This is a genomic window from Arenibacter algicola (assembly GCF_018860365.1).
In the GTDB taxonomy this organism is placed as follows: Bacteria; Bacteroidota; Bacteroidia; order Flavobacteriales; family Flavobacteriaceae; genus Arenibacter; species Arenibacter algicola_B.
In genome coordinates this window covers 20470-34443 of record NZ_JAHKPO010000011.1, presented here as the reverse complement: position 1 = coordinate 34443, position 13974 = coordinate 20470, and the positions used below count along the sequence as shown (strand labels likewise).

15 protein-coding genes are annotated in these 13974 nt (G+C 38.5%); 8 read left to right on the top strand and 7 right to left on the bottom strand.

Features of this window, described 5'->3' with window-relative positions; genetic code table 11:
• Positions 1–56 precede the first annotated feature (56 nt).
• The gene (locus KO529_RS08425; RefSeq protein ID WP_215947474.1) at positions 57–1529 is read right to left on the bottom strand and encodes a S41 family peptidase; all 1473 of its coding nucleotides are present in this window, start codon (positions 1527–1529) and stop codon (positions 57–59) included.
• Positions 1530–1622: 93 nt separating this feature from the next.
• Positions 1623–3116, bottom strand: coding sequence for a S41 family peptidase (locus KO529_RS08420; RefSeq protein ID WP_215947473.1), 1494 nt, complete (start codon positions 3114–3116; stop codon positions 1623–1625).
• Between the two features lie 242 nt (positions 3117–3358).
• Between KO529_RS08420 and KO529_RS08415 the strand changes: the two genes are divergently transcribed.
• From KO529_RS08415 to KO529_RS08395, 5 genes are all read left to right on the top strand, one after another.
• Complete coding sequence (locus KO529_RS08415) at positions 3359–3868, top strand: RNA polymerase sigma factor (RefSeq protein WP_215947472.1); 510 nt, start codon at positions 3359–3361, stop codon at positions 3866–3868.
• Positions 3855–4277, top strand: a complete 423-nt coding sequence (locus tag KO529_RS08410; protein WP_215947471.1) for a hypothetical protein — start codon at positions 3855–3857, stop codon at positions 4275–4277. The genes KO529_RS08415 and KO529_RS08410 overlap by 14 nt, the downstream gene beginning before the upstream one ends.
• Positions 4278–4287: 10 nt before the next feature.
• On the top strand, positions 4288–4833 hold the full coding sequence (locus KO529_RS08405) for a DUF4252 domain-containing protein (RefSeq protein ID WP_215947470.1): 546 nt from the start codon (positions 4288–4290) through the stop codon (positions 4831–4833).
• A gap of 70 nt (positions 4834–4903) precedes the next feature.
• Entirely contained in the window at positions 4904–5449 is a 546-nt protein-coding gene (locus tag KO529_RS08400) for a DUF4252 domain-containing protein (protein ID WP_215947469.1), read from the top strand.
• A 268-nt stretch (positions 5450–5717) separates the two neighbouring features.
• On the top strand, positions 5718–6533 hold the full coding sequence (locus KO529_RS08395; protein ID WP_215947468.1) for a mechanosensitive ion channel family protein: 816 nt from the start codon (positions 5718–5720) through the stop codon (positions 6531–6533).
• 127 nt (positions 6534–6660) lie between these two features.
• On the opposite strand, the gene purB is transcribed toward KO529_RS08395, so the two are convergent.
• The 3 genes from purB to KO529_RS08380 all read right to left on the bottom strand — a co-directional run bounded on the left by purB (position 6661) and on the right by KO529_RS08380 (position 9518).
• Positions 6661–8004 (bottom strand): adenylosuccinate lyase, encoded by a 1344-nt coding sequence (gene purB / locus KO529_RS08390; protein ID WP_215947467.1) that lies wholly within the window; start codon positions 8002–8004, stop codon positions 6661–6663.
• Between the two features lie 105 nt (positions 8005–8109).
• Positions 8110–8670, bottom strand: coding sequence for an adenylosuccinate lyase (locus KO529_RS08385; RefSeq protein ID WP_215947466.1), 561 nt, complete (start codon positions 8668–8670; stop codon positions 8110–8112).
• Between the two features lie 155 nt (positions 8671–8825).
• The gene (locus KO529_RS08380) at positions 8826–9518 is read right to left on the bottom strand and encodes an SIR2 family NAD-dependent protein deacylase (protein ID WP_215947465.1); all 693 of its coding nucleotides are present in this window, start codon (positions 9516–9518) and stop codon (positions 8826–8828) included.
• 61 nt (positions 9519–9579) lie between these two features.
• On the opposite strand from KO529_RS08380, the gene KO529_RS08375 reads away from it, so the two are divergent.
• From KO529_RS08375 to KO529_RS08365, 3 genes are read left to right on the top strand one after another with little or no spacing between them, the layout of a single operon-like run.
• Positions 9580–10236, top strand: coding sequence for a TrmH family RNA methyltransferase (locus KO529_RS08375; RefSeq protein ID WP_215947464.1), 657 nt, complete (start codon positions 9580–9582; stop codon positions 10234–10236).
• Positions 10237–10282: 46 nt separating this feature from the next.
• Positions 10283–10810 carry an SRPBCC family protein gene (locus KO529_RS08370; RefSeq protein ID WP_215947463.1) on the top strand — a complete coding sequence of 176 codons (528 nt, stop codon included), beginning with the start codon at positions 10283–10285 and terminating at the stop codon, positions 10808–10810.
• 7 nt (positions 10811–10817) lie between these two features.
• Complete coding sequence (locus tag KO529_RS08365) at positions 10818–11195, top strand: VOC family protein (protein ID WP_215947462.1); 378 nt, start codon at positions 10818–10820, stop codon at positions 11193–11195.
• Positions 11196–11198: 3 nt separating this feature from the next.
• Here KO529_RS08365 and KO529_RS08360 read toward each other — a convergent pair whose 3' ends face one another.
• Together KO529_RS08360 and KO529_RS08355 are read right to left on the bottom strand one after the other, a co-directional pair.
• Positions 11199–12014, bottom strand: a complete 816-nt coding sequence (locus KO529_RS08360) for a metallophosphoesterase (protein WP_215947461.1) — start codon at positions 12012–12014, stop codon at positions 11199–11201.
• A gap of 139 nt (positions 12015–12153) precedes the next feature.
• Positions 12154–13848 (bottom strand): alpha-amylase family glycosyl hydrolase, encoded by a 1695-nt coding sequence (locus KO529_RS08355; protein WP_215947460.1) that lies wholly within the window; start codon positions 13846–13848, stop codon positions 12154–12156.
• Between the last annotated feature and the right edge of the window lie 126 nt (positions 13849–13974).

Here is a 13974-nt window from a genome sequence, read left to right as displayed (position 1 = left end):
TAAAAGAGGGGTTTCTGTTTTATAGTTTGTGTATACTATTAATTCAAGTGTAGGGCTTATTGAAAAGTAATATCAACAGGTTTGTCCAGATACATATTATCTTTTATGGCCGTAAACATTTTGGAGTTGGATATTTCATTTACCGGAATTTTTACAGTAAAGTCCCTCTTCGCACTTGCACCTGTAATTTCTTGGATTGCCCTAGCAAATAAGGGTTCGTTTATATCCCCTAAAATCCCTAGATCCGCAAGATCTTCCTTTATAGCAACATCGGGCGCCAGGCCAGAGGTATAGTCCGAAAATCCGTCAGAATTTTCATTTCTCCCCATAAGCGGCTGCATTGCCCACCTATTGCTGGGATTTATTTTATTTTCCCTGTCGGATCTATAGATATAGTCATTGTCTATATCGTCTACCATGGTAACGGAAAATTCGTTCTTGCCCCTGGTAGTTTCGCCAATATGAAAAACATTAATATAGGGTGCCAGTCCGTTCATGACCAATTCACTGGCCGATGCGGAACTTCCTGTTGCCAGAACATATACCTTGCTAAGGTTTAGACTGTTCAAAGCTGTTCCAGAGTCTGTTTTATTTGCAAAATAATCCTCCAATTGCTCCTTATTCAGCATGGATTGTATTTTATCGTTCCATCGTTGTCTTACATATAATTCGCTGGTATTGGTACCATATACCATACTGGCCAATAATCTGGAACTGTTTACCGAACCTCCAGGGTTGTAACGAAGATCAAGTACCAATTCCGTTGCCCCTGCCGTTTTAAACTGTCCGAAAACCGTATTTAATTGTTCATTATAGCCACTGGTAAAACCGTTGTACATTAGATAGGCAATTTTGGTTCCGTTGACCTCTACGGTCTTCGCTACCAATATTGGGTTTTCTTGCAATCCTTCGGACTTAGTTAATGTTACTTCCTTATCATTATCTGTAACTACAGTACCAGAAATATCAGCCATACCAAGGGTATAGGTGTTTGAATTCCCAAAAAGTAAGCTTATATAATTGGCATCAGTGAGTTGAACCCCGTTCACTCTAGTAAAAATATCCCCTCTGGCTATATCTTTGTTGGAAGCATCGGAGTTTGGGATTATATATCGTACGTATCCAAAAAGATCCGTACTGCCCTCATTGCGCGCCAGGCCAAATTCAAGTCCATTGCTTTTAGACACACCACTCAGGGAATTTACGAGTGTTTCGTAATCATCTTCAACAAAACTAAACCTATCAATGGCAGAATTGCTGCCCACTATATTAGTGTGCTTGTAACAGGTTTGATAGAAGAACTCCTCTGGATCGGTATAGGATTCAAGATAGGCCACATAGTCGTCATTAGTGGTGAATCTGCTATCCCCTAAATTGGGGGCATCCGCCTGCCAAAAATACCAGAGATTTAGGCCTTGCCACATAAAGTTCTGCACAGTTGATTCCTTTGGATAGACGAATGCGTCATCATCCTTATCCGAACAGGAAAGAACTATGGTTATTAAGAGTAGGCCTAGGATTTTTTTCATAATGTAATTGTATTATTAATTGTGTCGCACATTATATTGATCAGCCTATGTTAATCTTTGTAGGCTAAAGCGGCACCTTATACAGAGCACTGGCTACTGTTTTTCTTTCAAGTTTAAGGGTTTTTTGATATCCATAAACATATTATCCTTGATCTTTGTGAACATTTTGGAACTACTTACCAATTTAACCGGCATATCCACTGTAAAATCTATTTTTGCAGTAGTTCCTGTAATCTCGGCAATGGCCTTGGCCAACAGGGGTTCATTCATATTGCCCAATACGCCTAAATTGGATAGATCCTCACTTAATAAAATATCAGGTGAAAGTCCGTCCGTATATTCAGAAAAGCCATTGGCATTTTCATTTCGTCCTATCAATGGTTGAATGGCCCAATGATTATCGGGGTTGATATTATCTTCCCTATCTGGGTCGTAAACATTGCCATTCTCAAAATCGTCTACAAAGGTAACCGAAAATTCATTCTTCCCAGTCGTTGTGGTCCCTATATGGATTACATTTATGTAGGGGTCCAGGCCGTTCATAACTAATTCGCTTGCCGATGCGCTACTTCCGGTTGCAATGATATAAACCTTGCTTAGGCCTAACGTATTTATAGGGGTATTGTTGTCCGTTGCGTCGGCAAAATATTCAATAAGGTCGGCGTCCTTAAACTCCGATTGCAGCTTTACATTATACCTGGCCTTCAGGAAAACACTATTGGTATAAGTGCCATAAATCATACTGGATAATAATCGGGCCGAATTGACCGATCCACCTGGATTGTACCTTAGATCCAATACTAGATCCGTAACGCCGGCAGATTTGAACTCGCCAAAGGCAGCATTCAATTGTTCGTCAAACTCGTTGGTAAAGCCATTGTACATTAAATAGCCTATTTTTTTACCTCCCGTTTCCAATACCTTGTTGATAAAGATTGGATTTTCGGTCAAGTTGGCTTCTTTTGTCAAGGAAACTTCCCTGTCTGTGTTGGTAATAACATTATTGGAGATTTCTGCCATATTTAAGGTGTAGGTGTCACTATCACCAAATAACAGATCTATATAATTATCCAAGTTAAGGGATGTGCCATTTACACCGGTAAAAATATCCCCTCTTTGGATATCTTTGGTGGAGGCATTGGAATTAGGTACAATGTAGCGTACATATCCATAAACATCATCACTATCCACAAATAAGCTCAACCCGAATTCCAAACCATTACTCTTGGATATACCTGCAAAAGATTGTGTCAATTCTTCATAATCATCGGAATAAAAACTAAAGCGGTCTTCCGTGTAAAGTAATTTTTCGTCAAAAAATGTTCCAGGGTTTTCCTCGGTTTCCAAAAATGACACATAATCATCATAGGATGCAAAACGGTAATCCCCTAGGTCAGCTACATCACTTTGCCAAAAATAATAGGTATTCATGGTCTGCCACATAAAGTTTTGGACGGTTACATCTATTTCTGCTTCCGGGGTAGGAATAATTTCTTCTATTTCCTCAGCAACCAGGGGGTCATCATTCTTGCTACAACTAGTGAGGAACAAACTCAATACTAAAAAAACTAATAAATACTTCTTCATAATCTTTAATATAACGGCCAAAATATAACTAGTAGTGGCTTACAAATATCATTCCATTAAAAAAGTATGAATCAGTTTTGGGGAACGATTTTAATTATATACGGTAATATTGCCAATTTGGTTTCCGTTGCGCTAATTTACTTACATTGTAATGAATTGAAAACTAATTGTAACAAAATTCGATGTAAGTCGTCTTGCTATTGTAGGCCCGTTATTCAGGATTATAAAACAACTAAACCAAAATGCAGCAAACTGAGTTTTTAAATGTGGTTTTACCATTTAAGGATAAACTTTATAGACTGGCCAAGCGTTTATTGGTCTCTAAAGAAGAAGCTGAGGATGCCACACAAGAAATCCTAATGAAGTTGTGGTCCAAGAATAAGATGATGGAAGGCTATAACAATGTGGAGGCTTATGCCATGATGATGACCAAGAATTTTTGCTTGGACCGACTTAAATCCAAACAGGCTGGAAACTTGAAATTGGTGCACAGCAATTACAGGGATGAAAATGTTTCACTACAAAATCAGGTGGAGGTTAGTGATAGTCTAAGTTGGATAGAAAGAATCATGGAGGAATTGCCGGAACAACAAAAAATGGTCTTACAGTTAAGGGATGTGGAACAGTATGAATTTGAAGAAATAGCGGATCTGTTGGGTATGAATGCTACAGCGGTTAGGGTAGCTTTATCCAGGGCGCGAAAAACAGTGAGGGAAAAATTAGTTCAAAAGCACAATTATGGAATTAAGTAATATAGAAAAATTATTGGAAAGGTATTTTGAAGCAACTGCTACTGTTGCCGAAGAAGAAATGTTGAGGGAATATTTTGCAAAGGAAGATGTTCCTTTACACTTAAAGAAATATGCCCCAATGTTTCAGTATTTTTCCATTGCCAAGGAAGAGAAGTTTACTGGACAGGTTCCGCTAAAACCCAGAAAAAAAAGTTATATAAAGTGGATTTCCGTTGCGGCTGTAAGCATTCTAATATTTGGAATATATTTTGGAAAAAGCTATCAAGAACAGAGAGAAGCGGAATACGCCTATCAGGAAACCAAAAAGGCATTAAGTCTTTTGGCCACCAATCTTGGTAAGGGAACCGAGAAAGTAGCTTATTTAAGGGAATTTGAAGTAACAAAACAAAAAATCTACAACAAAAATTAAATTAAAAAAGATGAAGAAGAATATCATAACAGTATTAGTAGCCGTGTTGCCTTTTATTGGGTTTTCGCAATCCATGTTCGATAAATTTGAAGATTTGGACAATGTAAGTGCCGTGGTTGTCAATGAAAGTATGTTTAAATTATTGAGCAAGATAAACGTTGAGGTCGATGATAAAGAGGCTCAGGATTTTATGGATATAGCCCAAAATCTGAAAAATTTAAAGGTTTTTATTACGGAGGATAAAAAGATTTCCTCAGACATGCAGATTACCATGGAGAAGTATTTAAAATCCTCCTCGTTACAGGAACTTATGAGGGTAAAGGATAAGGATGCCAACGTAAAGTTTTACATTAAGAGCGGAAAGGATGAAGACCATGTAAGTGAATTGCTAATGTTTGTTACCGGTATAAAAAATGGGAACGTGGAAATCAATGATAGGAAATTTGAAACGGTATTGCTATCGCTGACCGGGGATATAGATCTCAACAAGATTGGATCTTTAACCCAAAAGATGAATTTGCCATCCGAGTTAAATAAGGCAGGTAAGAACAAGTAATAGTAGGCTAGGGTAGTGGTTCAATAAAAAGACCATTGCCCTTGTTGATCAAAGCTTAATAACAAAGGAAATGAAAAAAAGAGTTGAAAAATTGGCCTGGGCAATGTTGCTGATCTTGGCAATGTCTGCATGTTCGTCAACACAAAGTCTACAGGAATATTATGTGGACAATGCGGATAATCCAAATTTTTTATCCGTCGATCTGCCGGTAAGCTTATTGAATATGGAGAAGGCCGATTTAACCGATGACCAAAGGGAAGCACTTGGGTCATTAAAAAAACTAAATATTCTGGCGTTTAAAATAACTGAGGATAACCATAATGAGTTTCAAAAGGAAAAAGCGAATATCAATGCCATCCTAAAAAATGGCAAATTTACGGAGCTGATGAAAATGAACACCAGTTACGGCAAAGCTTCCGTAAGATATTTGGGTGATGATGATGCCATTGATGAGGTAATCATCTATGGTGATAGTGAGGATAAGGGTTTTATGCTGGTCCGGGTTTTGGGCAAAAATATGAACCCAGCCAAATTGGTCCAATTTATGAAGGCTGTTGAAAAATCGGATTATAAAGGTGAAGGCTTGGGTGAAATCGGAAATTTTTTAAAAGGTTAAATAAAAAATTATATAATTCATAGTCAATATTGATTTAAAGCTCTGTGTGGCCAAACGGCAATTCAGGGCTTTTTTTATGGGTTATATTTTAGGACAGTCAACTTTATAACCGGATTATAAGTATTTCCTTGGTGTTTAATTAAGAGTCTAACAAGCACTTAATTCTTGGGTCCAAAGATTTCCATTTGGCGGGTCTTGTGGTAAGCAATTTCAAGAGTTTTTTTATTTTCTATATTAGTACTTACAAAAACACTAACTATATATTATCATGGAAAAAGCAGAAGAATGGCTTAATTACGGAATGGAATTGGCAAAGGAATTCGGACCTAAGGTGCTAACCGCATTGCTAATTTTTATTATTGGATTATGGGTTATTAAAAGAATTATTGGAGGTACAAGAAAGGTAATGTACAGCAGTAAATACGATGAATCCCTACAACGTTTTTTACTCAGTATGGTATCATGGGTCCTTAAAATATTTTTAATCTTAGTGGTCATTGGCCAGTTAGGGATAAATATAACCACTTTCGCCGCTGTGATCGCAGCGGCCGGTTTGGCAGTTGGCCTAGCGCTGCAGGGCTCATTGTCCAATTTCGCCGGTGGGGTTTTGATTATGATTTTTAAGCCCTACAAAATTGGAGATTTAATAGAGGCACAGGGAGTGTTGGGTAACGTAAAGGAAATTGAAATTTTCACTACAAAACTTATAACACCTCAAAATAAGTTGGCCATTGTGCCCAATGGGGCCATGGCCAATGGCAATATTATAAATTATACTGCCGAAGGTAAGATGAGGGTGGACACTACCATTGGTATTGGATATGGTGAGGATATCAAGAAGGCCAAGGAAGTATTATTAGCGGTATTGGAATCCAATTCAAAGGTGTTGAAAGACCCTGCGCCATCGGTTAACGTATCGGAGTTGGCGGATAGTTCCGTGAATTTTGCCGTACGTCCATTTTGTAAACCCGAAGACTATTGGACGGTGTATTTTGAGACCTTGGAAAACTGTAAACTAGCACTGGATAAAGCAGGTATAGAGATACCATACCCACATCAGGTAGAGATACAAAAGAAAGGGTAAGTTTAGTCCCTTTGTATTGTCAATAAAAAAAGCAATCTAGGCTATAATTATTAGGCTCTAGATTGCTTTATATTTAAAAGAGGTTTTATTTTGACACTTTATTAGGTATGTTGTAATAGGGTATTCTTTAAATACCCGTATAATTACTTGGGGTAATTTGTTTCAATTCGGATTTTATTTCTTCCGTTGTTTCCAAAGTATCGATAAAATTGGAAATGGACTGCTGTGTAATCTTTTCATTGGTACGTGTTAAGCCCTTCAATGCTTCATACGGATTGGGATAGGCCTCGCGCCTTAAAATGGTTTGGATTGCCTCAGCTACTACTGCCCAATTATTTTCTAGGTCTTGTTCAAACTTCTCCTTATTCAATAATAGTTTATTCAATCCCTTTAATGTAGATTGAAAGGCTATAAGTGTATGCCCAAAAGGCACGCCAACGTTTCTAAGCACCGTACTATCGGTTAAATCCCTCTGCAACCTGGAAATGGGAAGTTTGGCCGATAAATGCTCGAAAATGGCATTGGCTATACCCAAATTCCCTTCGGAGTTTTCAAAATCGATAGGGTTTACCTTATGGGGCATGGCGGAAGATCCCACTTCGCCAGCTTTTATTTTCTGTTTAAAATAGTCCATGGAAACATAGGTCCAAAAATCCCTGTCCAAATCTATTATAATCGTATTGATCCTCTTGAGGCAGTCGAACAAAGCAGCCATGTGGTCGTAATGTTCTATCTGCGTAGTTGGAAAGGAATGGTGTAGGCCAAGCTTCTCCTGAACAAATTTTTGTCCAAAATTCCTCCAATCAATTTGGGGGTAGGCAACCTTGTGGGCATTATAGTTTCCTGTTGCTCCACCAAATTTTGCAGCACTGGGAATATCGTTGAGTAGATTGAATTGCTCTTCCAAACGAACAGTAAATACCTCGATCTCTTTTCCTAAGCGGGTGGGGGATGCAGGCTGTCCGTGTGTTCTTGCCAACATTGGTACAGCTTCCCATTCCTTGACCAAAGCCGTTAACTTGTTCAATACCTCCAAATATTGGGGTACATAAACCTCGTTCATGGCCTCTTTAATGGAAAGTGGAATAGCAGTGTTGTTTATATCTTGTGAGGTAAGTCCAAAATGGATAAATTCTTTATGGGACTCCAAGCCTAATTTGTCGAACTCCTTTTTTATAAAATATTCAACGGCCTTTACATCATGGTTCGTTACCTTTTCAATTTCCTTAATGGCCATGGCGTCCTCTGAGTTAAAATCAATATAGATTTTTCTCAAATCATTAAATTTTGAATTGTCAAAATTTGAAAGCTGAGGAAGTGGAATTTCGCATAGTGCTATAAAATATTCAATTTCCACGCGCACCCTATATTTTATAAGTGCCTCTTCAGAAAAATATAAGGCAAGGGAATCTATCTTGTTTCTGTATCTGCCATCAATAGGGGATATGGCGTTTAATTTGTTTAATGACATCTTATGCTATTTGATTGATTTTGGAAAAGCGCAAAGATAGCTATAAGTTAAAGAGTTTAAAAGTGAAGCGGAAGATTGTTCTCTTATTTGTACAAAAGCCTTTGCCTACCTTAGTTTAGCTAAGGTCATCCTTGCCCTTGCCTTATAAGCTGCACTGCCATTTTGATAGTTCTGTTCCAGTATCATGCGCAATTCCGGATGGATCCAGTTAAACTTCCTGCCCAATAACAAAAGACTTGTCATAGAATATGCTTGGGCCGCTACTTTATGGTCACCTATAAGCCAATCAAAACAAGCGGAGGTTATGCTTTCCAAATGCTGTTCATGGAGTGCATCACGGGTTTTGTTTTCCTTCAATTGAAAGTAGGACTTCATAAGTATCTCACATATTTTTGCTACGGGTCTTACCGCTGGATCCAAATGCACCGAACCAATATTAAGGACAAAAATATCCATACTAGGAAAGAGGTAGCCCAAATGTTTTTTGGCAGTAAATTCCAAAACCCAACATGCTTTACAGGAAACAGGGTCATCCACTTGAAATGCAATTTCCATTAGGGGTGCAATACTGGATGGATCGTTTAATACAAGGTTGGACATTTCCATTCTTTTGGTCCTGGAATGATCAACGTAGTTAAGGGCGTTATAGAGTTCTAAGTAGGTCACAAATACACCTAAATATTAATTTTTTTGTTGGATTGTCAGTTTGGTGTTGTTTTATACACCTGTTATTAATCTAAGAAATAAATATAAAAAGAACTTTAAACATCCGGTTAACTGAGCAAAGTATTTTACGCTGGTATACCTCCGGACAGTCAAATTTAGGATTCCCCTTCAATTAATTCCGAAACTAATTGGGGCACCCCATTTACGGCACTCGCCTGTATTATAGTGAGTCCGTTAAAATCGGTTCTACTTATATTAGGTTTTGGGTCTATAAAGTAAATAGGGGTGTCCCTGGATACATAATGTATTAAACTGGCTGCTGGATAAACTTGCATCGAGGTTCCTATTACAATCAAAATATGGGCTGTTTGTGTTATATTGGCAGCTTCTCCCAATAAAGGCACTTCCTCTCCAAACCATACAATGTGGGGGCGCAATTGTTTTCCTTCTTCTGAAAGATCACCAATTTTGAGGTCGGTTTTCCAGTCAATTATTTTGTTGGGATTATGACTGCACCTAGCCTTAAGTAATTCTCCGTGCAAATGAATTACCTTGGAGCTGCCAGCCCGTTCGTGCAGGTCATCCACATTTTGGGTAATAATGCTAACATCAAAATGGTCCTCCAAGCGCACCAAAGCTTTATGGGCCAAATTGGGGAAGACTTTTAACAATTGCCTTCTTCTCTCATTGTAAAAATTGAGCACCAAATCAGGATTCCTCTGAAAACCTTGGGGTGTGGCCACTTCCGTGACATCATGGCCTTCCCATAAGCCATCCGCATCCCTAAAAGTGTTAATTCCACTTTCCGCACTGACTCCTGCGCCGGTTAAAACTACTATTTTTTTCATTGTGCCAGAATATAGTAATATTTGTAAAATTAAACGTTTTCTTTTTTAATACCTTAGGATTATGGTCGATCTCAAGTTGCTTGATTATTTGGAAGGTTTCATTACCCCTGAGCGAAAAGCCCGGTTTTTGGATATTCTGGAAGAACGGACAAATTATATAACGGTTGCCATAGAGGATGTTTACCAAATGCACAATACCAGTGCGGTGGTAAGAAGCTGCGATGTGTTTGGGGTACAGCAGGCCCATCTTATAGAAAGTAAGTTCGGCAAGCGACTGGACAAGGACATTGCTATGGGGGCCCAACAATGGGTAGATTTAAAAAGATACAATACCACAACGGATTGTATTGATACTTTAAGGCAACAAGGGTATAAGATTGTGGCCACAACACCCCATGGGAATGACTGTGCACTTACGAGTTTTAAGTTTGACGGTAAGACCGCATTATTTTTTGGTACCGAGCGCGATGGGTTGAGTAAGGAAGTATTGGAAAAGGCAGATTCTTACTTAAAAATACCTATGGTCGGGTTTACCGAAAGCTTAAATATTTCCGTTTCAGCTGCAATAATTTTGCACACCCTAACGAGTCAATTGCGTAAAGAGAACATAAATTGGAATTTGTCCGAAGATGAGAAACTGGAAAAAAGATTGGATTGGACCAAGAAATCGGTACGCAGTTTGAACGATGTTTTGGCCAGATTTTATGGAACAAAATGATATTTTCAGTATATTTAGGACAACTCTAACCAATACATAAAAGCACATGGCTATTTTATTCTATATAATTATTGGGGTGGTTATATTGATTACCGTTCTGGCGTTAATCGCTCCTAAAAGTTATGATGTTTCCCGATCCATTGAAATTTCCAAACCAAAGGCCGAAGTCTTTGATAATATTAAATATTTAAAGAAACAGCAGGAGTGGTCTCCCTGGGCCAAAAAAGACCCTAATATGGAAAAGAAATTCACAGGTGTCGATGGGGAAGTTGGGGCCATAAGTTATTGGAACGGCAACAAGGATGTGGGTGAAGGTGAACAGGAAATAACAAAAATAATTCAAGGTAAAAGAGTTGAAGGGGAGCTTCGATTCATGAAGCCTTTTAGGTCTACCTCAGGTAGTTATATCGATTTGGAGGAATCAGGAAATGGAAAAACCAAGGTTACCTGGGGATTTAATGGGAAGAACAAGTTCCCAATGTCTATCATGATGTTGTTTATGAACATGGATAAAGCTGTTGGTAAGGATTTTGAGGAGGGACTTCGGAATTTAAAATCCATAATGGAAAAATAACCCGGTCATGGAAAGTAATATGGTCGGCTGGTTCGAAATTCCAGTTGTAAACATGGAACGCGCCAAAAAGTTTTATGAGACGGTGTTTAATATTACTATCTCTGTCCATGAACTGGACGGGTTAATAATGGGCTGGTTTCCGTCTGCAACCGGCAAATCTGGAGCTATGGGGTCGTTAGTAAAGCATGATTTGTACATTCCAAGTGACACCAAAGGCCCGGTACTGTATTTTTCATGTAAAGATTTGTCCAATGAGTTGAATAGAGTAGGGGGCGCTGGAGGCGCAATTTTGCGGTCTAAGAAAGAAATAGGTGAAGGCCATGGATTTATGGCTTTGGTAAAGGATACTGAAGGCAACAGAATAGCGCTACATTCGCAAAATTAGCAACTAGATGTAGAAAATGCTTGCCTCTGCCCTGGCTCCAAAGCGAATGGGAATATTAGTTGTTCCTATTCCTTTTGATACGTACATTTTAGAAATTTCGTTGTTGTACCAACCTTTAACGTAATCCCCACTTCCGAAGGGTGTAAAGAAGGGCTTTCCAAAAAAGGTAATCTGTCCCCCATGGGTATGACCGGCTAATATAAGTTTTGGTTTAATTTCTTGTTCTTTGCTGACAAGGTCTATTTGCTCCCTATAAACTGGACAATGATTAAGGACAATAGTAAGCAACGATTTGTCTATATCTTCTGTCGATTTTCTAAAATCCGGATTGCCATGGACCAAGTCGTCCAATCCGATAATGTTAATTTCCCTGTTTTTGGTTTTGAATAGGTAGGCTTCGTTGATTAGCAAAATACCGTTATGATTATCATAAATGTCCTGTAGTTTTAGCAAATCAACTCTACCTGAAGATTCTTTATTGCCTAAAATGGCAATTTTTGGAATTTTGATATCAATTAGGCTTAAAAATTCCTCTAAAACCGGTAGATTTTTGTTCCGTTCTACAGAATCCCCTGTAATAAAGATAACGTCTGGCCGCTCCTTGTTAATTCGCTCGGCAATGGACTTATGAACCGATTTTATACTGTGCAAATGCAGGTCGGTCAAGTGAATGGCTTTGATTTTGTTGGATTCCGATTCAGAAATGTCGTGCTCCGTCCACTCTATAAAATTGGTTTCCAACCAGAAAGAATCGAGTACAACAAAACCAATGGACCCCAAAACCAATTTTAGGATAAATTGTTTTCTATTCAATTTCATTTAATATTTGTTGGAAACATTTTTTAGTATTATAAAGGAAGTGCACGAAATTAGGAAACATATTTAGAAATAGTCTTGTAAAAAAGTTAAATTGATGACTTTTAAGGTTAGAGAGATATTGTATAAGTCATTCCGCCCATTAATTCTTGGCTAATTCCAATAATGCAATTTCAAAGTCATTGTCCAGGAAAACTTTGCCATTTTCTACTGTAACCATGGTTTTGGAAAATGCATCATGTAGTTTTGTTCCATCACCGAAAAAACCTTTTACCCATAGGGATTTTTTGCCTTTAGGTAGTTTTAAACCAACTACGACCTTATCCTTAAATTCCCCATTTATAAAGGTTCTACCAAAAACATACGGGCTTTTGGAGAGCCTTTGGTGTCTTCCAGCTCCTATTGCGGGATGATCGTTTCTAAATTTTCCCAATTTCTGCCAATAGCCCAATATCTTTTTATTCAAAGGGATACTGTCCAATTCCCTCCAGTTCATAAAAGATCTAAGGGTTGCATCACCTTGGGCACCTTCAATGGTTAGACTACGGATAGACTCGTCCCCATAATAAATTTGGGAGGCACCAGGGGTAAGCAATAATACATTTGCGGCGTGATACGGGTTTTTTCTCTCCTTGTCAAAGGGGTTATTGTCATCGTGTGAAGCAAGGTAATTAACCACACTTTTTCCCTCCAATTCCGTAAACAGCAGATCGCTATATTTGCTAAATATGGCTTCATAGCCCCTGTTGGCATCATCCTTTAATTCAAAATTGATTAGACTTTGAAACCCATTGCCAAAATAATCTACTTTTTTGTCCCCAAAATCATATTCACGACCACTGGATATTCCATAACCGTATACCTCCCCGACCATAAAAAAGGGATTGTTGTCCAACACCTCTTCTGGATGTTTTCTTTTCCAGGTATTAAAGGCATATGAAGCCTCGCTATATAATTCCTGCCAAGTTTTTTCGTCTACATGTTTAGCAGTATCTACCCTAAAACCGTCTATTCCCAAATCGTTCACATAGTCTGTAAGCCATTTAATAATATAAAATCGGGGTGCCCTTGGGTATTTGGTACGATCAAAAAAAACTTGCAATTCGTCCAGTTCGTTGCTTAGTCGCCCTTCTTCCTTCCATTTGGCCAATAGTGCGTCTGGTAGTTCTACGGCGGTATCTGATTCCGTAATAATATCGGGTAAGTTTTTTACCAAAGTACAAGTGGTAGTGGATTCATAATCGGTGAATTCGCAAACTGGTTCCGTGCGTACCCATTCTTTTGGCCATACTGGGTCCATGTCCGTCACCGGACCTGTGTGGTTGAGCACAATATCCATCAGGATTCTGATGCCATTTTTATGTGCGGTCTTAACGAGTATTTCCAATTCCTTTTTTGTTCCGAAATTGGGATCCAGTGCCGTCCAATCCTTGGCCCAATACCCATGATATCCGTATGTACTGCCCGTTCCTTCGTCTACAGTGCCATGGATTTGCTCAACTATAGGGCTAAACCAAATAGCATTAATGCCCAAATCTGTAAAATATCCGTCATTTATTTTTTGGGTTATACCTTGGATGTCACCGCCCATAAAGCCCCTTAATACAGCTGTTTCCTTAGTTCTGTTTAGGTTAATATCGTTTAAAGTGTCACCGTTGTTAAATCGGTCGGTAAGTAGAAAATAAATGTTCGCTGCATTCCAGAAAAAAGGCGATTTCAATTCCCCTTTTTGCAGCAGCTCCGTAGTGGGGCCGGCTTCTTTTGCCACTTTATTTTTATTCTCTTTACAGGATATAAAAAACAACAAAAGTGCGGCAAGAATAACTTCCTTTTTCATTGGCATCTATTTTGCTTAAAGCTATAAAATGATGTCGGTAAAAGAAAATTTATTTTATTCCAAATTCAATGGGAACCCTAATCAAAAATATTGATGTAGAAGGGTTAAGAGGTACTTCGCTAATAG